The sequence below is a fragment of the Mesorhizobium sp. M0854 genome, assembly GCF_040319815.1.
Classification (GTDB): domain Bacteria; phylum Pseudomonadota; class Alphaproteobacteria; order Rhizobiales; family Rhizobiaceae; genus Mesorhizobium.
This window is the reverse complement of record NZ_JAMYOL010000002.1, coordinates 189,891-211,801: the sequence shown is the minus strand read 5'-3', so window position 1 is coordinate 211,801 and position 21,911 is coordinate 189,891. Positions and strand designations below refer to the sequence as shown.

Genomic DNA, 21,911 nt, shown 5'->3' with positions numbered 1-21,911 from the left:
CGGGCTCAGCGCGGCAGCACGCTCGATCCCATCAGCGCCTCGTCGATGGCGCGCGCCGCCTGGCGACCCTCGCGGATCGCCCAGACGACCAGCGACTGGCCGCGCCGCACGTCGCCCGCCGCATAGAGCCTTTCGACGCTGGTCCTGTAGTCCCGGTCATTGGCCTCGACATTCTTCGAACGGCGGCTGTCGGTGACGATCTTCATCTGCCCGTCGAGTTCCGAGATCGGCCCGCGAGCGGCTGGCCCGGCAAAGCCGATGGCGATGAACGCGAGATCGGCGCGGATGACGAATTCCGTGCCCGCGATCGGCTTGCGCTTTTCGTCGACCTCGCAGCATTTGACCCCGGTCAGCTGGCCGTCTTCGCCGATGAATTCAAGCGTCGCCACCTGGAATTCGCGCTCGGCGCCTTCGGCCTGCGACGATGACGTGCGCATCTTGGTCGCCCAGTAGGGCCAGACCGACAGCTTGTCCTCCTTTTCCGGCGGCTGCGGCCGGATGTCGAGCTGGGTGACGCGCACCGCGCCCTGGCGGAAGGCGGTGCCGACGCAGTCTGAGGCAGTGTCGCCGCCGCCGACGACGACGACGTGCTGGCCGCCGGCGACGATCGGGCGCGACGGCCATGCCACCGACTGGATCGGCTCGCCGCCGATACGCTTGTTCTGCTGCACCAGATACGGCATGGCGTCGTGCACGCCGTCGAGATCGTCGCCCGGGATGTTGGCCGGACGCGGCGTTTCGGAGCCGCCGCAATAGAGCACGGCGTCATATTCGGCGAGCAGTTCGGCGACCGGCTTGTCGACGCCCACATTGACGCCGCAATGGAAGCTGACACCTTCGCCCTGCATCTGCTCGATGCGCCGGTCGATATAATGCTTCTCGATCTTGAAATCGGGGATGCCGTAGCGCATCAGCCCGCCCGGCCGGCTCTCGCGCTCATAGACGTGAACGTCATGGCCTGCGCGGCCGAGTTGCTGGGCAGCCGCCATGCCTGCCGGCCCCGAGCCGATGATCGCGACGCGCTTGCCGGTCTTCCGTTCCGGCGGATAGGGCCGGATATGGCCGGTTTCATAGGCTTTGTCGGAAATGGCCTGCTCGATGGTCTTGATGGCGACCGGAATATCCTCGAGGTTCAGCGTGCAGGCTTCCTCGCAAGGTGCGGGGCAGATGCGGCCGGTAAATTCCGGAAAATTGTTGGTCGAATGCAGGTTGCGGATCGCGTTTTCCCAGTCGCCATTGTAGACGAGGTCGTTCCAGTCCGGGATCTGGTTGTGGATCGGGCAGCCGGTCGGTCCATGGCAATAAGGAATGCCGCAATCCATGCACCGCGCGGCCTGTTTCTCGACCTCCTTGTCCGACATCGGCAGCGTGAACTCGCGGAAATGCCGGATGCGGTCGGAAGCCGGCTGGTACTTGTGCACCTGCCGGTCGATCTCGAGAAACCCTGTTACCTTGCCCATAGTCCAGTCCCTGCTGTCCGGAAGGCACGCCTGGCGACGCACCCGTTAACCTCATAAGGCAGCTGTGGCAACCTTCAGTCCGAGGTCAGGATTGTTGATGAAGATGGTTGCCGGGACGCATGGCCTCCCGGCAATTTCCAAATCTATTCCGCCGCCACGTTCATGCGCATCCGCTCCATCTCGATCAGCGCGCGGCGGTATTCGACCGGCATGATCTTCCGGAATTTCGGCCGGAAAGTCGCCCAGTCGTCGAGGATTTCGCGACCTCGTACCGAGCCGGTGTAGTGGACGTGGTTGGAGATCAGCTGGTAGAGCCGCTCCTCGTCATGGCTGGTCATATCGCCGGATACGTCGACACGGCCCTTATGGTCGAGATCGCCGCCATGGTGGAGCAGCTTTTCCATCAGGTCGTCCTCTTCCGGAACCGGCTCCAGCTCGACCATCGCCATGTTGCAGCGTTCGGCGAAATCACCCGCCTCGTCGAGCACATAGGCGACGCCGCCCGACATGCCGGCGGCGAAGTTGCGGCCGGTCTGGCCGATGACGACGACGATACCGCCAGTCATGTATTCGCAACCATGGTCGCCGACGCCTTCAACGACGGCGGCGACACCCGAATTGCGCACGGCAAAACGCTCGCCGGCAACGCCGCAGAAATAGGCCTCGCCCTCGGTTGCGCCGTAGAGCACGGTATTGCCGACAATAATGGACTCGGCAGCAACGATTTTCGTGTTCTCCGGCGGGCGGATGACGATGCGGCCACCCGACAGGCCCTTGCCGACATAGTCGTTGGCGGCGCCCACCAGTTCGAACGAGACACCCCGCGCCAGGAAGGCGCCAAAGGACTGGCCGGCCGTGCCGGTGAGCTTGACCGAGATCGTGTCCTCGCGCAGGCCCTTGTGCTTGAAGCGCTTTGCCACCTCGCCCGACAGCATGGCGCCGGTCGAACGGTCGACGTTGCGGATCGGCAGTTCGATACTGACCGGCTGCCTGGCTTCGAGCGCCGGCTTTGCGAGGTCGATCAGCTTGCGGTCGAGCACGTCGTCGATCGGATGCTTCTGCCGCTCGGTCCAGTGCACCGCCTCGTGCGGCGCATCGGGCTTGTAGAACATCTTGCTGAAGTCGAGCCCGCGTGCTTTCCAGTGCTGGATCAGCTCGCGCTTTTCCAGAAGGTCGGTGTCGCCGATGATCTGGTCGAGATGGGTGTAGCCCATCTCGGCAAGCAGCGCCCGCACCTCTTCCGCCACATAGAAGAAGAAGTTGATGACGTGCTCGGGCGTGCCCTTGAAGCGCTTGCGCAGCACCGGGTCCTGTGTCGCGACGCCGACGGGGCAGGTGTTGAGATGGCACTTGCGCATCATGATGCAGCCGGCCGCGATCAACGGCGCAGTCGAAAAGCCGAACTCGTCGGCGCCGAGCAGTGCGCCGATAATGACGTCACGCCCGGTGCGCAGGCCGCCATCGACCTGCAGCGCGACGCGCGACCTGAGGCCGTTGAGCACCAGCGTCTGGTGCGTCTCGGCAAGGCCCATCTCCCACGGGCTGCCGGCATGCTTGAGCGAGGTCAGCGGCGAGGCACCGGTGCCGCCGTCATAGCCTGATATGGTGATGTGGTCGGCACGCGCCTTGGCGACGCCGGCCGCAACCGTGCCGACGCCGACTTCCGAGACCAGCTTGACCGATACGTCGGCCGCCGGATTGACGTTCTTCAGGTCGTAGATGAGCTGCGCCAGATCCTCGATCGAATAGATGTCGTGATGCGGCGGCGGCGAGATCAGGCCGACGCCCGGCGTCGAGTGCCTGACCTTTGCTATGGTCGCATCGACCTTGTGACCCGGCAGCTGGCCGCCCTCGCCTGGCTTCGCCCCTTGCGCGACCTTGATCTGCATCATGTCGGAATTGACAAGATACTCCGCCGTGACGCCAAAGCGTCCCGAGGCGACCTGCTTGATCGCCGAGCGTTCGGGGTTCTTGCCGCCGCCCGGCAGCGGCAGATAGCGGTCGGCCTCTTCGCCGCCCTCGCCGGTGTTCGACTTGCCGCCGATGGCGTTCATGGCGCGCGCCAGTGTCGTGTGCGCTTCCCTTGAGATCGAGCCGAAGGACATCGCCCCGGTCGAGAAGCGCTTGACGATATCGGCCGCCGGCATCACCTCGTCGAGCTTGACCTTCTTACGCCCGGTCTCTTGCGCAAGCTTGATCTTGAACAGGCCGCGAATGGTCTGCGCCTGCGCCGTCTCGCTGTCGATCTGGGCGGAATAGTCCTTGAACGTCTCCCACGAGCCTTGGCGCACGGCGTGCTGCAAGGTCGCCACCGCGTCGGGCGACCAGATATGAGCCTCGCCGCGCATGCGGAACATGTATTCGCCGCCGACCTCGAGGCTGTTGCGCAGCACCGGGTCGTTGCCGAAGCCGTCGGTGTGGCGGCTGACCGTTTCGGCGGCGATCTCGTCCAGCCCGACGCCTTCGATCAGCGTCGCCGTGCCGGTGAAGTACTTCTGCGCGAAGTCCGACTTGAGCCCGATGGCGTCGAATATCTGCGCGCCGCAATAGGACTGGTAAGTGGAGATGCCCATCTTGGACATCACCTTCAGGATGCCCTTGCCGATCGACTTGATGTAACGGGAGACGACTTCGTAGGCATCGACCTCCGCCGGCAATTCGCCACGCTTGTGCATGTCGAGCAGCGTGTCGAAAGCGAGATAGGGATTGATCGCCTCGGCGCCGTAGCCGGCGAGGCAGCAGAAATGATGCACCTCGCGCGGCTCGCCGGATTCCACGACGAGCCCAACCGAGGTGCGCAATCCCTTGCGGATCAAATGATGATGCACGGCCGCCGTTGCCAGCAGCGCCGGAATGGCGATGCGGTCCGGGCCGAGCTGACGGTCCGACAGGATGATGATGTTGTAGCCGCCGGCGACCGCCGCCTCGGCGCGCTCGCATAGCCGGTCGATGGCGCCCTGCATGCCGGCCGCGCCTTCATTCGAACCGTAAGTGATGTCGATCGTCTTGGTGTCGAAACGGTCTTCGGTGTGGCCGACGGAGCGCAGCTTCTCCAGATCGCCGTTGGTCAGGATCGGTTGGCGCACTTCGAGCCGCTTGCGGCGCGAATTGCCGACAAGATCGAAGATGTTGGGCCGCGGCCCGATGAAGGACACCAGGCTCATCACCAGCTCCTCGCGGATCGGGTCGATCGGCGGATTGGTGACCTGTGCGAAATTCTGCTTGAAATAGGTGTAGAGCAACTTTGATCTGTCCGACATTGCCGAAATCGGCGTGTCGGTACCCATCGAGCCGACCGCTTCCTGGCCGGTGGTCGCCATCGGCGACATCAACAGCTTGGTGTCCTCCTGGGTGTAGCCAAACGCCTGCTGGCGGTCGAGCAGTGAGACATCCCTGCGCAGGGCGCGCGGCTCGACCGGGTTCAGATCCTCGAGGATGAGCTGTGTGTTGGCGAGCCAGCTCTTGTAGGGGTGCCTGGTCGCGATCTCCGACTTGATCTCCTCGTCGGAAACGATGCGGCCCTTGTCCAGGTCGATCAGCAGCATGCGGCCGGGCTGCAGCCGCCACTTCTTGACGATCCTTTCCTCCGGCACCGGCAGCACGCCGGCTTCCGAGGCCATGATGACGCGGTCGTCATCGGTGACGATGTAGCGCGCCGGCCGCAGCCCGTTGCGGTCGAGTGTGGCACCGATCTGGCGGCCGTCGGTGAAGGCAACCGCCGCTGGCCCGTCCCACGGCTCCATCAGGGCTGCGTGATACTCGTAGAAGGCCTTGCGGTCCTGACCCATCAGCTTGTTGCCGGCCCAGGCTTCCGGGATCAGCATCATCATGGCGTGGGCGAGCGAATAGCCGCCCTGCGTCAGGAATTCGAGCGCATTGTCGAAGCAGGCGGTGTCGGACTGCCCTTCATAAGAGATCGGCCACAGCTTCGAGATGTCGTTGCCGAACAGTTCGGAATCGACCGAGGCCTGCCGCGCCGCCATCCAGTTGACGTTGCCGCGCAGCGTATTGATCTCGCCATTGTGGGCGACCATGCGGTAGGGATGCGCCAGCTTCCACGACGGGAATGTGTTGGTCGAGAAGCGCTGGTGGACCAGGATCAGCGCCGTCTCGAAACGCGGGTCGGTGAGATCCTTGTAGTAGGCGCCGACCTGATAGGCCAGGAACATGCCCTTGTAGACGATGGTCCGCGACGACATCGAGACGACATAGAAGCCGTTGTCGACGCCTTTGGTCTCTTCGTGGATACGGCCGGAAATGACCTTGCGCAGGATGTAGAGCCGCCGCTCGTAATCGTCGTCGTTCTCGATCTCGGCGCCGCGGCCCAGGAATACCTGTCGGTGCACCGGCTCGGAAGCGGCGATGTCGGGCGCCTTAGACAGCGACGAATTATCGACCGGCACGTCGCGAAAGCCGAGCAGCGGCTGGCCCTCGAGTTGCGCCACCTCGGCGATGATGCCTTCGATATGCGCCTGCAGCTCCGGGTCGCGCGGCATGAACACATGGCCGACGGCATAGTGGCCGGGCTTCGGCAGTTCGACCCCTTGCTTGGCCATCTCCTCGCGGAAGAAGCGGTCCGGCAGCTGCACCAGCACGCCGGCGCCGTCACCCATCAGCGGATCGGCGCCGACCGCGCCGCGATGCGTCAGGTTTTCGAGCACGGCAAGGCCGTCCTCGACGATCTGATGCGACTTCACGCCCTTCATGTTGACGATGAAGCCGACGCCGCAGGCATCATGCTCGTTGCGCGGATCATAGAGGCCGTGCGCGGCATAGCCGGTGTTGGTTCGCCCAATATTGGTCAGGGACGGATTTTTGACGGCTGCCGCTGTCGTCTGCGCGGCCTTCGTCGCAGATGGCGTCATGTCCGTCATCGTCCTGTCCTCCGTTCCGTCCCCTTCGGGCGCTGGTTTCCGTCGGGAAGCGCGTGGCTCCCCTTTCAATCTGCGGCACGTCTTGCGAAATTCTTGCCGACCGTGCGGCTTTCCGCATGGTTCGCATATGGTATTCGTACAGGCCGGAGCCAGACTGTCTAGCTGTCGCTCGCGGCAATGGCCGCAGAGGCGCAATCATATGCCAATGCGGCCAGTTTTGTGCGACAAAATAAGACAGCACTACTGTCCTAAATTTTTATGACAGAAATTTTGGATGCACACAAGACCGATTCACAAATTTCTTGAAGCTTTCGCGACAGAAAATTGCGCGGAACGCCGTGTCAGCGTAACCTTCCGTCGCTGCATCTACGCTCATGCGTTTCACTGGCTTTAGCGGATTTTCGGTATCTGCCCCTTGCGGCCGGCATGCGAAAGCGGCCAAGCTCGCACCGATTTCCCCAGCATAGGCAGACGCATGATTTTCGCTTCCGACAATTGGGCAGGCGCCCATCCCCGTATCGCTGCCGGCCTGTCGGCCCATGCCGACGGCTTCTCCACCGCCTATGGCGACGGTGCCCTCGACAAGACCGTTTACCAGCGCTTCAATGAGATCTTCGAATGCGAAGTCGCGGTGTTTTTCGTCGCCACCGGCACCGCTGCCAATTCGCTGTCGCTGACTACCTATAACAAGCCAGGCGGCATTTCCTTCTGCCATCGCGAATCGCACATCATCGAGGACGAATGCGGTGCACCGGAATATTTCACCGGCGGTTCGCGGCTTTGTACAGTCGAAGGCGCACTCGGCAGGATCGATGCCGGCAATCTGGAACGGGCGGTGGACCGTTTCGCACCCGAAAACGTCCATTCCGGGCGGCCGGTTGCCGTTTCGATCACCCAGTCGACCGAAGTCGGCACCGTCTACACGCTGAACGAAATCGCCAGGATTTCGGCGATCGCAAAGCAGCATGGACTGCCGCTGCACATGGATGGGGCCCGCTTTGCCAATGCGCTCGTCGCGCTGGAAACAACGCCGGCCGAAATGACCTGGAAGCATGGCGTTGACATCCTCTCCTTCGGCGGCACCAAGAATGGCTGTTGGTGCGCCGAGGCGATCGTGCTGTTCGACCTCGAGCGAGCCAAGGAATTGGCCTTTTTGCGTAAGCGCGCGGCCCAGCTGTTCTCGAAATCGCGCTTCATCGCCGCGCAATTCGATGCTTATTTCAGGGGTGGACTGTGGCTCGACACAGCACGGCACGCCAATGCGATGGCGGCACGGCTTGCCGCGGCGATAGAAGATTCCCCTTCGGCCCGGCTGGCCTGGCTGCCGCAGGCGAACGAGGTCTTCGCAGTCATGAAAAAGGCCGAGGCCGAAAGAATGCAAGCGGCAGGGGCGGCCTTCCACGACTGGCACAGGCCGCTCGGCTACGACGGCTACATTGGCGAAGACGAAGCGCTCTATCGGTTTGTCACCAGCTTCGCGACCACGCCCGACGAGGTCGACCGTTTCGGCTACCTGCTCGCCGGATAGCAAGCCTTGCCCACCAGCAAAAAGAGCGGCGCATTGCTGCACCGCCCTTTCTTCCCGGGGAGTTGGCGTCCCGGAGTTTAGCTGCCTGGCTTAGGCGGCAGTCTTGGCCTCGATCTGCTTGGCCTTGGCCGGAGCCGAGGTGATCGCGATCTTGCGCGGCTTCAGCTCTTCGGGGATGTTGCGCTTGAGGTCGACGAAGAGCAGGCCGTTCTTCAGCGCAGCGCCGACAACCTCGACGTGATCGGCAAGCTGGAAGCGGCGCTCGAAGGCTCGGCTGGCGATACCGCGATAGAGCAGTTCGGAGCCTTCGCCATTGCCTTCCTCCTTGCGCTCACCCTTGACGGTCAGCACATTGCGGTGAGCTTCGATCGAAATCTCATCTTCCGAGAAGCCGGCCACAGCCATCGAGATGCGATAGGCATCCTCGCCCGTGCGCTCGATGTTGTAAGGCGGATACGTCTGGCCTTCCGGCTGCGCAAGCGAATCGAGCATGGTGAACAACCGGTCAAAACCGACGGTCGAACGGTAGAGCGGGGAAAAATCAACGTGACGCATGGTGTGTTCTCCTGTTGAGCAACAAGGTTGCGTATGGCCGGTGCGAAACCCGTGACGGCGTTCCGGATGGGCCAGCGGCCCCGACATTGGCGACCGCATGCCAAATTTGGGAAGCCGACGACGGCATTTCAAGATTTTCCCGCGTCCGAACGGGACCGGTCCCCGGCCCACGTCCCGATGCCGATGAACGGCAGATGAACCGTGGCTTCGGCGAGCGTTCAGCCAGGCGGCACTAAAACTGTTCTCGAGATCACGAACAGGTCGCCGGAAAAGGCGACACGACGAGGCCGAACCGGGTGTAACGTCCCTTCCTCCCGGTCGACAGAGGCCGGAAGCACGCCAAGGCTGCTTCCGGCCTTACTTGTTCGCTGCCTGGCGGTCGACCTCCCCGGCGTCCCGAATTCCTTTGCTTTTGGCGCATGGGCGTTTATGCCTGACTTGCGCCCACGCCGGCACCGACACCAACCAAAAACCGCATGACCGATCTTCTCCACCAGCCCCCTCTCTTCCAGGAAACTCCGGGCAATCCGCTGCCGGAAAACGCGGCCGGCGGCTTCTTCACCACGCGCGACGGCAAGAAGATCCGCTATGGGCTGTTTGCCGCGGTTGCCCGCCCGATGAAGGGCACCGTGGTCGTCCTGACCGGCCGCAACGAGTGCATCGAGAAGTATTTCGAGACCATTCGCAACCTTGCCGACCGGGGCTTTGGCGTGGCAACCCTCGACTGGCGCGGACAGGGCGCTTCCGACCGGCTGATCGGCGACCGACAGCGCGGCTTCGTCCGGAGCTTCTTCGATTACACCGGCGATCTGGAGCAGTTCTTCGAGGAGATCGTGCTGCCCGATTGCCGAGGACCCTACTACATACTAGCCCACTCGGCCGGCGCGGTGATTGCGCTGCTCGCCGCGCCCTCGATGGCGAACCGCGTGCGCCGCATGGTGCTGATCGCACCGTTCTTCACCGTGCCGGACCTGCCGGTTTCGGTAAAAACCGTCCGCCGCCTCTGTTCGCTGTTCTGCCTTCTCGGCCTTGGCCGGCTCTATGCCGCATGGGGGCCGCGGCCCAAGGAATCGGTGCCCTTCGCCATAAACAAGCTGACCAGCGACCCGGAACGCTATCGGCGCAACACGCTGATCTACGAAACCTATCCGCAGCTGGCGCTCGGCGGACCGACGATCCGCTGGCTGAAGGCGGCCACCGAGGCATCCTTGATCGTCAGCGACCCGGATTTCATGGCCAAGATCCAGGTGCCCTTGCTGATGATCGCCGCCGGCGCCGACCAGGTCGTCTCGACCAGGGCAGTCGAAGCCTATGCGAGGCGTCTGCGCGTCGGCTCGCTAGTGATGATCGACGGCGCCCGCCATGAGATCCTCCAGGAAGCCGACCTCTATCGCGAGCAGTTGCTTGCGGCATTCGATGCCTTCATCCCCGGAACCGGCGACGCTGTTTGACCGCTTTGCCGGCGCCCGCCAACAAAGCCCGCACGGGTCGCTTGTCCGGCGCAGCCCCTTATTCCCGTTAAGGCATCGAGCGCTAGGTTGCTGCCAAAGAGAATGGAGGCCATTTGCCGGGAGAAAAACGACCATGAACGCATCGAACACGCTGTCACGTCAGGGGCATCGGCTACTGCAGATTGGCGTCGCGCTGCTGCTGTTTTCGTCATTCGAAGGGTTTGCAATACCGTATCTCGCCGCACCGCGGCTCGGACTGTCCGCGCACACGCTCAGCGCCCTGGAGGGCGTTCTCTTGCTGGCTCTAGGCCTCACATGGTCTAGGCTCAATCTCGGCGCGGCGACGTCGCGGATTGCTTTCTGGCTGCTGATCTATTCGGCTTTGGCGATCCTGGCCGCCTACGTGATCGCCAGCGCCTGGGCGGCCGGCAACGAGACTATGCCGTTGGCGGCCGGAGCCTTCCACGGAAGTGCCTTTCAGGAAGCTGTGATCAAAGGTGTGGCGTATTCGTCCGCGCCGACCGGCCTCATCTCTTTCGTGCTCATTTTGTGGGGCCTGCGTCTCTCGGACGCTTGGCCTGCCGACAGCTAATGCATGTCGCGCAGCGGTTTTGCGATAACATGCATAAAACAAGCGCGTCCCATGAGTTCACTCAAACGCGACGCGCTTTGCTTTAGGACCGTACCGCGGTTTCCGTCGGATTTGCGCAAAACAGACGCGTGGGTGCACCGGATGCTCAGCCGCGCAGCGCCGCCATCGCGGCTGCGTGCAGCTCCGGTGTCGCCGCCGCCAGGATGTCGCCGCCGTTTTCCGCCGGCCCGCCTTCGAAGGTGGTGACAACGCCGCCTGCCTTCTCGATGATCGGGATCAGCGCGACGATGTCGTACGGTTTCAATCCGGGATCGGCAACGATATCGACGCTGCCCGCCGCCACCATCGCGAAGGCATAGCAGTCGGTGCCGTAACGGGCGAGCTGGACCTGTTGCTCGAACAGGTCGTAGCGCAGGCGCGCGTCTCCCTTGAACAGCGCCGGCGTGGTGGTGAACAGCGTCGCCTCGGCGAGATTCGTCGTCTTGCGCGTAGCGAGTTTTCGGGGGCCACCGGGACCTTCATAATGCGAGCCGGAGGCATTGGCGTAGAACAACTCGCCGGTGAAGGGCTGCGACATCATGCCGGCGACGGCATCGCCGTCGACCGTGAGCCCGACCAGCGTGCCCCATACCGGCAGGCCGGAAATGAAGGCGCGCGTTCCATCGATCGGATCGATCACCCAGACATGCCGGCTGGAGATGTTTTCGCTGCCATGTTCCTCGCCGAGAATGCCGTGATCGGGGTATTGCGCTGATATCAGCGCCCGGATGGCGCGCTCGGCCTCGCGGTCGGCCTCGGTGACCGGGTCGAAGCTGCCGCGCTCCTTGTTGGTGACCGCGCCCTGGCTGCGGAAGCGCGGCAAGGTCTCGGCTGCGGCGGCACGCGCAATGCGCCGCATGAACTCGATGTTGATGTCCAACTGATTCTCCCGCTCCAGCATGTTTGGAGATACCCGTTTGCCTACGGATTTATGCCGAAACAAGGGCGTTCGGAGCCTTTCGCATGGTGCCAACTGTTGCTCGAATGCAACGCCGCCGTCATGGAAATGCAGTTTCCACTTCACAGTGAATTAAAAAAGCCGGAACGCGCCTTGACATTTGTGCAGCGCACAATACGTTTGTTCTCGGACAGGGGTTCCTGTCCATGCCCTCCTTGGGCGTTTCCTCCCTAGACTTCGACCGTGTCGTGCAAACGATGCGGTCTTTTTTTACGCTGCCGCATGAGCGGCGGGTACCGCGATTCCGCGGCTATTCGGCGGCCAGCGGCAGATCCATGAAATTGTGATCGGGCATCGCCATCAGTTCGGCCGAAAACCGCGCCAGATCGTCGGCCAGTGCGTCGAAACCAGCCGATCTCTGGAACGTCCGCTCATTCATGTAGAGCCCGCGATTGACCTCGATCTGCAGCGCATGCAGATGGCGCACGGGGCGGCCATAGTGCTCGGTAATGAAGCCTCCGGCATAGGGCTTGTTGTGGGCGACGCTGTAGCCCATGCCGGTGAGCAGGCCGATCGCCGTCTCGGTCAACGCCGCCGCGGCCGAGATGCCGAAACGGTCGCCGACGATGAAATCCGGCCGCAATCCGCTGTCGCCGACCCTTATGCTTGCCGGCATCGAGTGGCAGTCAATCAGCACGGCGTAGCCGAAGCGCGCATGGGTTCTGGTCAAAAGCCGTTTCAGCGTCTCGTGATAGGGCTTGTAGACCGCTTCGATGCGCGCCACGGCTTCCGCCAGCGGCAAGCGGCCGGAATAGATGTCGAGCCCCTCGCCGACCAGCTTGGGCACGGTGCCTAGCCCGCCGGCCACCCGCGCCGAGCGGATGTTGCAGAATGACGGCACCGGTTCGGCGAACATGCGCGGGTCGAGTTCCCACGGCTCCCGATTGACGTCGAGATAGGCGCGCGGGAAGTTTGCCGCCAGCATCGGCGCCCCGAGCGCGACGGCGCCGCCGAACAATTCCTCGACATAGCAGTCCTCAGAGCGGCGGATGGCGTTGCGGTCCAGCTTGGCCATAGCCATGAACCGGTCCGGATAGTAGCGGCCGCTATGCGGCGAGTTGAAGAGGAAGGGAACGCGCTGTTCGGCGCCCGATCGGATTTCGAAGGGTGGAACGACCGAAAAATCCTCGGCTGCCGTTTTCAATTTGGACGAACCCGGGAATACCAATGCATCATGATGGGAAAGTGCCACCTCGCCGCCCGCATGTCCAGCCGCCGAAGCGCCAGCCAAATCAGGATTGTGCGGCCAACGTTCACTTGATGTTTACCGTCACCTCCTCATATACAGCATGGTTAACGGGCTTGCCGCACGGCATTGTCGGTTGGGTGATTCGGACGGGACAACATGGCACGCATTCTGCTGGCGGAAGACGACGACGACATGCGCCGGTTCCTCGTCAAGGCGCTGGAGCGCGCCGGTTATCAGGTCAGCGATTTCGACAATGGCGCCAGCGCCTATGAGCGGCTGCGCGAGGAACCTTTTTCGCTGCTTTTGACCGACATCGTCATGCCCGAGATGGATGGCATCGAGCTCGCCCGTCGCGCCACGGAGATCGATCCCGACCTCAAGGTGATGTTCATCACCGGCTTCGCCGCCGTCGCGCTGAACCCTGATTCCAAGGCGCCGAAAGACGCCAAGGTGCTATCGAAGCCGTTCCACCTGCGCGACCTCGTCAACGAGGTCGAAAAGATGCTGCAGGCCGCCTGACGCGCTTTTTGTCGCGTCTTGACCGACGCCGCAAGCCAGGCGTTCTTTCCCTTTTCCCGCTATTGACGTGCCGAACCAAAAATGGTGTATGCGCGGCTTCGGATGGGCGTGTAGCTCAGCGGGAGAGCACTGCATTGACATTGCAGGGGTCACAGGTTCAATCCCTGTCACGCCCACCATCCAAATAATCCCTCAATTGGCCGTCGGTATTTTTCGTCGACTGATGTTCCCGGCCAATACCGGCCTCAGGCCGCACCGAGGCGCAGATCGCCGGTCTCGACGTGCTCCAGAAACCAGGCATAGGTCTGTTCCAACCCGCTGCGCAGCGAGTAGCGCGGGCGCCAGCCGGTGGCGAACAGACGCGACACGTCCATCAGCTTGCGCGGCGTGCCGTCCGGCTTCGTCGCATCGAATGTTATTGCGGCATCGGCGCCAGCGACCGACACGATGGTGCGGGCAAGATCGGCAATGGTGATGTCTTCCCCCGAGCCGACATTGATGTGGCTCTCGCCCGAATAATTCTTCAGCAACCAGACCAGCGCGCCGGCGGCGTCGTCGACATGCAGGAATTCGCGCATCGGCGTGCCTGATCCCCACACCTCCAGGCTCTTGCGGCCGGCGCGCCTGGCCTCGTGCGCCTTGCGCATCAGAGCGGGCACGACATGGCTGGAATTGAGGTCGAAATTGTCGCCCGGGCCGTAGAGATTGGTCGGCATCGCCGAGATGTAGTCGACGCCGTACTGGCGCCGATAGGCCTGGCACAGTTTCAGCCCGGCGATCTTGGCGATCGCATACCATTCGTTGGTGGGTTCGAGCGGTCCGGTCAGCAAGGCGTCCTCGGAGATCGGCTGCGCCGCGAATTTGGGATAGATGCAGGATGAACCGAGAAACAGCAGCTTCTGCACCTCGTTGCGGAAGGCGCTGTCGATGACATTGTTCTGCATGACGAGATTGTCCTGCAGAAAATCGACCGGAAGCCTGTTGTTGGCCAGGATACCGCCAACCTTGGCCGCCGCCATCACCACTGCATCCGGCTTGCGGTCGGCCATCCAGCGCCGCACGCCGGCCTGGTCGAGAAGATCGATCTCGGCGCGCGAGGCGGTCAGGACCTCGCAATCCTCGTCGGCCAATCGGCGCAGGATGGCCGAGCCGACCATGCCGCGATGTCCGGCCACGAAAACGCGCTTGCCCTGAAGGTCGAAGGTCATCAGCTTACCCCAATGCAGAACGGCAGCTATGCCAGTTGGCCGGCGGAGCGCCGGATCGGCTTCTCTGTTGCCGGACGCATACCGCATACAGATTTGCCCAGACAAGGCAAATCGCAAAGCCACCCGAAGCAACCTTTGGATCGGATGCTGTAGCGCTCGCGATCAGACGCCCGCTACCGTGCACAGGCTTGTCATTCTGGCAATGGCAAGCTCGGGGTCGGCCAGCAACCCTGCCTGGTCGGCAAGGCGAAAGACATCGGCATAGTGACGGATGCCGCGCGCCGATTGCATGCCGCCGACCATCGAAAAATGCTCCTGATGGCCGTTCAGCCATGCCATGAAGACGATGCCGGCCTTGTAGTATTCGGTCGGCGCCTCGAAGATCTTGCGCGACAGCGACACTGTCGGGGCCATCAGCGCGTCGTAGCCCGCGCGGTCGCCGTCGGCCAGCTTTGCCAGCGCCGCATTGGCGACCGGCGCGATGGCATCGAAAATGCCGAGCAGCGCGTGCGAATGTCTGTCGCCGTCGCCGGCGATCAGCTCGGGGTAATTGAAATCGTCGCCGGTGAACATCAGCACGCCCTCGGGCAGCCGATCCCTGAGCGCAATCTCCTTGCCGGCATCGAGCAGCGATATCTTTATGCCTTCGACCTTGCCGGCATGGCGTTCGATGATCGCGACCAGCGTCTCCAGCGCAGTTTCGAAGTCGCTGCTGCCCCAGTAGCCTTTCAGCGCCGGGTCGAACATGTCGCCCAGCCAGTGCAGGATGACCTTGCCGGAGGCCTGGGACAGGATGCGGTCGTAGACGCCGATATAGTCGTCGGGGCCTTTGGCGACCCCCGCCAGCGCCCGGCTGGCCATCATGATCGCCTTGCCGCCAAGCCCTTCGATGAAGCCGAGCTGTTCTTCATAGGCCGCGATGACATCGTCTAGCCTGCTGGCGCCCCCCGGCGCCAGATGGTCGGTGCCGGCGCCCGACGCAAGATCGGCGCCTTCGACGCTTCGCGCCTCGGCGATCGAGCGGCGGATCAATTCCTTGGCATTCGCCCAGTCGAAACCCATGCCGCGCTGAGAGGTGTCCATCGCTTCGGCGACACGGAAGCCAAGCCCCCAGAGGTGATGGCGAAACGCCATCGTCTTGTCCCAGTCGACCGCGGGCCTCGACCACGGATCGGTCATGGCGAGGGGATCGGCAACGACATGGGCGGCGGCGTAGGCGATACGCGAGAAGCGAGCGCCGGCCACAGGCTGCACCGGCTGGCCGACAAGCCGGTAGCGGACACGGCCGGCGCCTTCCCCGGGCAAGGTGATGTCCATGGCTCTCTCCCTTGCCAACGCCTATTAAATGGAACGTTCCAACAAATCAAGATATTTTGACTCCTGCCTCGTGCAGCGAAAATTGCTGCATCGCAGCAGCCGAAAGCCCTGCTTGCCGGAGAATTGCGCCACCGAGCCGCATTTTTCCCGGCTTCGCAAAAACGCGATTGACTCAAATGCGCCGCAGGGATTAGATCGTTCCAATAAAATCGCACAAGAAACCACCGGGAGGACAGATCTGGATGGCCAGCCGGGCCAAGGCAACGATACTCGACATCGCCCGTGAGGCGGGCGTGTCCAAATCGACGGTATCGCTGGTGCTGCAAGGCAGCGGGCTGATCCGGCCCGAAACCGCGCTCAAGGTGCGCAAGGCGATCGAGGACGTCGGCTATGTCTACAACCGCGGCGCCGCCAATCTGCGCAAGGCCCATTCCAACGTCATCGGCATGGTCATCAACGATCTCACCAATCCGTTTTTCGCCGAGCTCGCGGTCGGCATGGAGCGCGTCTTCCAGTCGGCCGGAGTCGTGCCTTTCATCGCCAATACGGCTGAAAACCCGGTGCGCCAGGAAGAGGTTCTGAAATCGTTGATGGAGCAGGGTGTCGCCGGGCTCGTCGTGTCGCCGGCGCGCGGCACCACGCCTGGTGCGTTCCGTCGCCTTGAGACCGCAGGCGTTCCGGTCGTCTTCGTCATGCGCCGGCTTCCCGAAAGCCGTATCCCGGTGATCACGCCCGACAATCATCGCGGCGCCTATCTCGCCACCGCCCATCTGATCGGCAAGGGCCACCGCCGGCTGGCCTTCTTCGGCGGCTCGTCCGACCTTGTCGTCTATCACGAGCGCCTGGGCGGCTTTCGCGAGGCCTGTGAAGCGCTCGGCATCGATCCGGCCGACAGGCTGGTCTTCGAGGGCGAAACCAGCCGCAAGGGCGGTATTGCCTGCCTGGAAACCGCACTCGCCATGGCCGCGCCGCCGACCGCGGCCCTTTGCTTCAACGATGCGGTCGCCTTCGGCGTCTTGCTGGCGCTGCGCAAGCGCGGCCTGGAACCCGGCGCGGACTTTGCCGTCGTCGGCTTCGACGACGTTGCCGAGGCCGAGCACTATATGCCGGCGCTGACCAGCGTCGCGGTGAACACCGCTGGCCTCGGCGAGCGCGCCGCCCATGTCGTGCTGAAGATGATCCAATCGCGCACCACGCGCGCCGAGGATCATATCGGCGCCGTCAACCTCGTGGTCAGGGAAAGCTGCGGCCCCGATCGCAAGGAGCATGGCTGCGCAGGAATGGGAGACGCGGCATGACCGTCAGTTGGGGGCTGATCGGCGCCAGCACGATCGCAAGACAGTTCATGATCGGCGCCATCCGCGCGCAGCCGGACGGCGAGATCGCCGCAGTGATGAGCTCCAGCCCGGAGCGGGCTACCGCCTATGCTCGGGAAAACCGCATTCCGGCGGCGGTCTCGACGCTCGACGCCCTGCTCAAATCCGATGTCGACGCCGTCTACATCTCGACCACCAACGAATTGCATCTCGAACAGGCACTCGCCGCGATCGAGGCGGGAAAGCATGTGCTTTGCGAAAAACCCCTGGCGCTGACCAGCGCCGACGCGCGCAAGATGGTCGCGGCGGCCAGGGCCGCCGGCGTCGTGCTCGGCACCAATCACCACCTGCGCAATGCCGGCTCGCATCGGGCGATGCGCGAAGCGATCGCTGCCGGCCGCATCGGCATGCCGATCGCCGCGCGCGTCTTCCACTCCGTCTATCTGCCGGAAAACCTGCAGGGCTGGCGCATCACCAGGCCGGACGCCGGCGGCGGCGTGGTGCTCGACATCACCGTCCACGATGCCGACACGCTGCGCTTCGTGCTCGGCGACGATCCCGTCGAGATCTCGGCATTCACGCAGTCGGCCGGCATGGCCGCCGGCGGGCTGGAAGACGGCGCCATGTGCATCTGGCGCTTCGGATCGGGGATCATTGCCCAATCGCATGAGGGCTTCACCACCAAATTCGCCGGCACCGGCTTCGAGGTGCATGGCAGCGAAGGCTCGCTGATCGCCAAGGACGTGATGACGCAGAAGCCGCTCGGCTCTGTGTTGCTTCGCACGGCACAGGACGAAGAGGAATTGAGCTTCGACCGCGAAGACCTCTATGCCCGTTCGCTGCGCCAATACCACGCGGCGATCCGCGGCGAGGGCCAGCCTTCCGCCACCGGCGAGGACGGCGTCTGGTCGCTGACATCAGCCGAAGCGGCATTGCAATCGGCCAGGTCCGGCAAGGCCGTTGCCATCGACCCGAAGCTCGGGAGCGCAGCGTGAGCAAACTCGTTTCCGCGGCTGAGGCTGCCGGCCTGATTAGGGATGGCGTGGTCGTTTCCGTGTCGTCGTCGAGCGGCCTCGGCTGCCCGGATGCGGTGCTTGCCGCCATCGGCGAGCGCTTCGACGCCGACGGCCATCCCAAGGACATCACGACGCTGCACCCGATCGCCGCCGGTGACATGTACGGCATCAAGGGCATCGACCATGTAGCCAAGCCCGGCCTGTTGAAGCGCACTTTGTGCGGCTCCTATCCGTCCGGGCCTTCATCGTCGGAACCGCCGCAGATCTGGAAGATGATCGGCGACAATACGGTCGCCGCCTACAACGTGCCGTCCGGCATCCTGTTCGACATGCATCGTGAGGCCGCGGCCAAGCGCCCCGGCGTGCTGACCAAGGTCGGGCTCGACACCTTTGCCGACCCGCGCCGCCAGGGTTGCGCCATGAATGCTGCCGCCAGCGAGCCGATCGTTTCGGTGCAGCAGTTCGACGGCGAGGAATGGCTCTATTTCCGCTCGATCGTACCTCAGGTCGCGATCATTCGCGCCACCACGGCGGACGAGCGCGGCAACCTTACCTATGAGCATGAGGGTGCCTATCTCGGCGGCCTCGAACAGGCGCTGGCCGCCCGCAACAATGGCGGCATCGTCATCGCGCAGGTCAAGCGCGTCGTCGAGAACGGCACGCTGAAGCCACACGATGTGCGCGTGCCCGGCGTGCTGATCGATCATATCGTCGTGGCGCCCGACCAGTTGCAGACGACGCTGACGTCCTACGATCCGGCCATCTCCGGCGAGATTTTCCGGCCGCTGTCGAGCTTCCGCAACGCCGAGATGAACGTCCAGAAGGTCATTGCCCGGCGCGTCGCAATGGAGCTTGCCGACGGCATGGCGGTCAATATCGGCTTCGGCATCTCGGCCAATGTGCCGCGCATCCTGCTCGAGGAAGGCCAGCACGGCAAGGTCACCTGGGTCATCGAACAGGGCGCGGTCGGCGGCGTGCCGCTGCTCGACTTCAAGTTCGGCTGCTCGTCGAACGCCGACGCCTTCATGCCTTCGCCGCACCAGTTCATCTATTTCCAGGCCGGCGGCTTCGACGCCTCGCTGCTGTCCTTCCTGCAGATCGACCGCCACGGCTCTGTCAACGTGTCCAGGCTTTCGGCGCGGCCCCACGTCACCGCCGGCGCCGGCGGCTTCGTCGACATCACCGCGCGAGCGAAGAAGATCGTCTTTTCCGGTTTCTTCAATGCCGGCGCCAAGTTGTCGCTTGCCGGTGGCGGCATCCGCATCGACCAGGAGGGCAAGGTCAAGAAAGTCGTCGGCGAGGTCGAGCATATCTCCTTCTCGGGCAAGCGTGCCGTCGCGCAGGGACAGGATATCACCTATGTCACCGAGCGCTGCGTGATGAAGCTGACACCGGCAGGGCTGATGGTGACCGAGCTGGCGCCGGGCATCGACCTTGAGCGCGATGTGCTGGCGCAGGCCGAGATCCCGCTCGCCGTCGCCAACGAGCTGAAAATTACACCGGATGCGCTCTACCGGGACCGGCCGATCGGCCTGTCGCTCAATGGCGGCGCATCGCTTGGAGGCGCACATGGCTGAGCGTCTGGTAATCTTTGAAACCGACGGCCCCATCGGCATTGTCACACTGCGCCGGCCGGAGAAATTCAACGCGCTCGATATTCCGATGCTGCGGGCGCTGGAAGCGGCACTCGACGAGGCCGAGACAGCAACCGGCGTCCGCGTCGTGCTGATCTGCGGCGAAGGCAAGGGCTTTTGCGCCGGCGGCGATGTCGAGGCTTGGGCGGAAATGAGCGCCGCCGATTTCCAGGTGCAATGGGTGCGCTACGGCCATCGCGTCTTCGACCGGCTGGCGCGGCTGCGGCAGCCGACCATCGCCGTGCTTGCCGGCCATGCGCTGGGCGGCGGGCTGGAACTGGCGGCCGCTGCAGACTTCCGCGTGGCGGAAACACAGGTGAAGCTGGGGTTCCCCGAAACCTCGATCGGCGTCGTTCCCGGCTGGTCCGGCACCCAGCGCGCCGTGCGCCGCTTCGGCGCGCAGGCAGTGCGGCGGATGGCGCTCGGCGGCGAAGTGTTTCTGGCTACCGAGGCTCTTGCTCTGGGGATTGTCGACCGGGTGGTCGAGACCGGTAAGGCGTTCGCTGAAGCCAAGGCCTGGGCCGGCAAGATCGCCGAGCGCGGCCCGCTCGCGACCGAAGCCGCCAAGCTGATGATTGCCATCGCGGAGGGCGAAGAGAGTGCTGCCGCGACCGAAGCGCTGGCCAGCGGCTTCATCGCGCTGACAAGCGATCTCAGGACCGGCGTCGATGCTTTCAACGCCAAGCAGAAACCGGCGTTCTCAAGATCTTAGGACCTGAAACGCACATGAACGCACCTCTCAACATCGCCATGCCCGCCGAGGCAGCCGCAGCGCCGAAAAGCTACCGGCTGCTGATCGGCGGCAGGTTCGTCGACGCCCAGGACGGCCGCACGCTGGAGCGCAGCAGCCCTGGCCACGGCTTCACCGTCTCGCGCTATGCACAAGCCGGCGCGGCGGACGTGGAGGCTGCGGTACAGGCCGCGCACAGGGCCTTCGAGACCGGCCCGTGGCCGCGCATGAAGGCCGCCGAGCGCGCCGCGATCCTGCTCAAGGCTGCTGACCTGATCGAGGCGCGGCTGGACGAGATTGCCCGGCTCGACGCACTGGAATCCGGCAAGCCGATTGCGCAGGCGCGCGGCGAGATCGGCGGCGCCGTCGATATCTGGCGTTATGCCGCGGCACTTGCCCGCACGCTTCACGGCGAAAGCTACGCCAATCTCGGCGATGCCATGCTCGGCGTCGTGTTGCGCGAACCGATCGGCGTCGTCTCCATCATCACGCCGTGGAATTTCCCGTTCCTTATCGTCAGCCAGAAGCTGCCCTTCGCGCTCGCCGCCGGCTGCACGGCGGTGGTCAAGCCGAGCGAGATGACCTCGGCCTCGACCTTTGTGCTCGGCGAGATCCTGATGCAGGCCGGCCTGCCGGATGGCGTCGTCAACATCCTTGCCGGGTTGGGCGCCGATGTCGGCGCACCGATGGTCAGCCATCCGCTGGTCGAGATGGTGTCGTTCACCGGCTCCACCCGCGTCGGCAAGATGACCATGGCGTCTGCCGCCAACTCGCTGAAGAAAGTCGCGATGGAGCTCGGCGGCAAGAACGGCCAGATCGTCTTTCCCGATGCCGACCTCGAGGCCGCCGCCGACGCAGCGGTGTTCGGCGGCTTTTTCAATGCCGGCGAATGCTGCAATGCCGGCAGCCGGCTGATCGTCCATGAGGCGATCGCCGACGAGTTCCTCGGCGCCGTCAATGCCCTCACCGCCAAGGTGGTTGTCGGCGACCCGCTCGACGACCGCACCAAGGTCGGCGCGATGATCTCCGCCGACCATATGGCCAAGGTCACCGGCTACGTGACGGCAGCGGAAAACGGCGGCGGCCGGATCTGTAGCGGCGGCAATCAGCTTGCTTCGAGCGCCGGCCAGTATCTTGATCCGACCATCGTTCGCGATGTCACCGAAGACATGGCCATTGCACGCGAGGAAGTGTTCGGTCCGGTGCTCTCGGTGCTGACTTTTGAATCGATTGAAAGGGCGTTGCACATCGCCAACAACACGCCCTATGGTCTGTCGGCGGGCGTGTGGAGCGCCAGCATCGATACCTGCATGTCGGTGGCGCGGAATGTGCGTTCGGGAACCGTTTGGGTGAACACGTTCATGGAGGGTTACCCCGAGCTGCCTTTCGGCGGCTACAAGCAGTCCGGTCTCGGACGCGAACTCGGCAAGCGCGCCGTCGAGGATTATACCGAGGAAAAGACAATCCAGTTTCATCGCGGCCAGCGCACCGGATGGTGGGTCGGCTGAGTTGGGAAGAACCCGGC

General features: G+C 63.7%; 17 protein-coding genes and 1 tRNA gene. 11 read left to right on the top strand and 7 right to left on the bottom strand.

Features of this window, described 5'->3' with window-relative positions:
* Positions 1–5: 5 nt before the first annotated feature.
* Together NKH99_RS03930 and gltB are read right to left on the bottom strand one after the other, a co-directional pair.
* Complete coding sequence (locus NKH99_RS03930) at positions 6–1,460, bottom strand: glutamate synthase subunit beta (protein WP_353012728.1); 1,455 nt, start codon at positions 1,458–1,460, stop codon at positions 6–8.
* Between the two features lie 143 nt (positions 1,461–1,603).
* Positions 1,604–6,334 (bottom strand): glutamate synthase large subunit, encoded by a 4,731-nt coding sequence (gltB, locus tag NKH99_RS03925; RefSeq protein WP_353012725.1) that lies wholly within the window; start codon positions 6,332–6,334, stop codon positions 1,604–1,606.
* Between the two features lie 475 nt (positions 6,335–6,809).
* Between gltB and NKH99_RS03920 the strand changes: the two genes are divergently transcribed.
* On the top strand, positions 6,810–7,862 hold the full coding sequence (locus NKH99_RS03920; protein WP_352501928.1) for a threonine aldolase family protein: 1,053 nt from the start codon (positions 6,810–6,812) through the stop codon (positions 7,860–7,862).
* Between the two features lie 90 nt (positions 7,863–7,952).
* Here NKH99_RS03920 and NKH99_RS03915 read toward each other — a convergent pair whose 3' ends face one another.
* On the bottom strand, positions 7,953–8,417 hold the full coding sequence (locus tag NKH99_RS03915; RefSeq protein ID WP_023675381.1) for an Hsp20 family protein: 465 nt from the start codon (positions 8,415–8,417) through the stop codon (positions 7,953–7,955).
* 476 nt (positions 8,418–8,893) lie between these two features.
* Here NKH99_RS03915 and NKH99_RS03910 point away from each other — a divergent pair, with 476 nt between their 5' ends.
* Both NKH99_RS03910 and NKH99_RS03905 read left to right on the top strand, forming a co-directional pair.
* On the top strand, positions 8,894–9,868 hold the full coding sequence (locus NKH99_RS03910; RefSeq protein WP_352469521.1) for an alpha/beta fold hydrolase: 975 nt from the start codon (positions 8,894–8,896) through the stop codon (positions 9,866–9,868).
* Between the two features lie 133 nt (positions 9,869–10,001).
* Positions 10,002–10,460 (top strand): styrene oxide isomerase, encoded by a 459-nt coding sequence (locus NKH99_RS03905; RefSeq protein ID WP_352469520.1) that lies wholly within the window; start codon positions 10,002–10,004, stop codon positions 10,458–10,460.
* Positions 10,461–10,605: 145 nt separating this feature from the next.
* Here the strand turns inward: NKH99_RS03905 and hisN are convergent, their stop codons facing one another.
* Both hisN and NKH99_RS03895 read right to left on the bottom strand, forming a co-directional pair.
* A complete protein-coding gene (hisN, locus tag NKH99_RS03900) occupies positions 10,606–11,379 on the bottom strand; it encodes a histidinol-phosphatase (protein WP_352682504.1) in 774 nt (257 codons plus the stop codon).
* A gap of 328 nt (positions 11,380–11,707) precedes the next feature.
* Positions 11,708–12,649: an N-formylglutamate amidohydrolase gene (locus NKH99_RS03895; RefSeq protein WP_352539364.1), complete on the bottom strand. Its 942-nt coding sequence runs from the start codon at positions 12,647–12,649 to the stop codon at positions 11,708–11,710.
* 153 nt (positions 12,650–12,802) lie between these two features.
* Here NKH99_RS03895 and cpdR point away from each other — a divergent pair, with 153 nt between their 5' ends.
* Entirely contained in the window at positions 12,803–13,165 is a 363-nt protein-coding gene (gene cpdR / locus NKH99_RS03890) for a cell cycle two-component system response regulator CpdR (RefSeq protein ID WP_006199474.1), read from the top strand.
* Positions 13,166–13,269: 104 nt separating this feature from the next.
* Positions 13,270–13,344: transfer RNA gene (locus tag NKH99_RS03885), tRNA-Val, on the top strand.
* A 66-nt stretch (positions 13,345–13,410) separates the two neighbouring features.
* Here NKH99_RS03885 and fcl read toward each other — a convergent pair.
* Together fcl and NKH99_RS03875 are read right to left on the bottom strand one after the other, a co-directional pair.
* A complete protein-coding gene (gene fcl / locus NKH99_RS03880; RefSeq protein ID WP_353012720.1) occupies positions 13,411–14,373 on the bottom strand; it encodes a GDP-L-fucose synthase in 963 nt (320 codons plus the stop codon).
* Between the two features lie 162 nt (positions 14,374–14,535).
* Positions 14,536–15,690 (bottom strand): dihydrodipicolinate synthase family protein, encoded by a 1,155-nt coding sequence (locus tag NKH99_RS03875; RefSeq protein ID WP_353012717.1) that lies wholly within the window; start codon positions 15,688–15,690, stop codon positions 14,536–14,538.
* Positions 15,691–15,718: 28 nt separating this feature from the next.
* On the opposite strand from NKH99_RS03875, the gene NKH99_RS03870 reads away from it, so the two are divergent.
* The 6 genes from NKH99_RS03870 to NKH99_RS03845 are packed head-to-tail and all read left to right on the top strand — an operon-like array spanning position 15,719 to position 21,894.
* Positions 15,719–15,976 carry a hypothetical protein gene (locus NKH99_RS03870; RefSeq protein ID WP_353012714.1) on the top strand — a complete coding sequence of 86 codons (258 nt, stop codon included), beginning with the start codon at positions 15,719–15,721 and terminating at the stop codon, positions 15,974–15,976.
* Complete coding sequence (locus tag NKH99_RS03865; protein ID WP_352814372.1) at positions 15,933–16,988, top strand: LacI family DNA-binding transcriptional regulator; 1,056 nt, start codon at positions 15,933–15,935, stop codon at positions 16,986–16,988. Before NKH99_RS03870 ends, NKH99_RS03865 begins: the two co-directional genes overlap by 44 nt.
* On the top strand, positions 16,985–18,001 hold the full coding sequence (locus NKH99_RS03860) for a Gfo/Idh/MocA family protein (RefSeq protein ID WP_353012711.1): 1,017 nt from the start codon (positions 16,985–16,987) through the stop codon (positions 17,999–18,001). The genes NKH99_RS03865 and NKH99_RS03860 overlap by 4 nt, the downstream gene beginning before the upstream one ends.
* The gene (locus NKH99_RS03855; protein WP_353012708.1) at positions 17,998–19,599 is read left to right on the top strand and encodes an acyl CoA:acetate/3-ketoacid CoA transferase; all 1,602 of its coding nucleotides are present in this window, start codon (positions 17,998–18,000) and stop codon (positions 19,597–19,599) included. Before NKH99_RS03860 ends, NKH99_RS03855 begins: the two co-directional genes overlap by 4 nt.
* Entirely contained in the window at positions 19,592–20,368 is a 777-nt protein-coding gene (locus tag NKH99_RS03850) for an enoyl-CoA hydratase/isomerase family protein (protein WP_352469513.1), read from the top strand. The genes NKH99_RS03855 and NKH99_RS03850 overlap by 8 nt, the downstream gene beginning before the upstream one ends.
* Before the next feature lie 14 nt (positions 20,369–20,382).
* Positions 20,383–21,894 (top strand): aldehyde dehydrogenase family protein, encoded by a 1,512-nt coding sequence (locus NKH99_RS03845; protein ID WP_352682494.1) that lies wholly within the window; start codon positions 20,383–20,385, stop codon positions 21,892–21,894.
* Positions 21,895–21,911 lie beyond the last annotated feature (17 nt).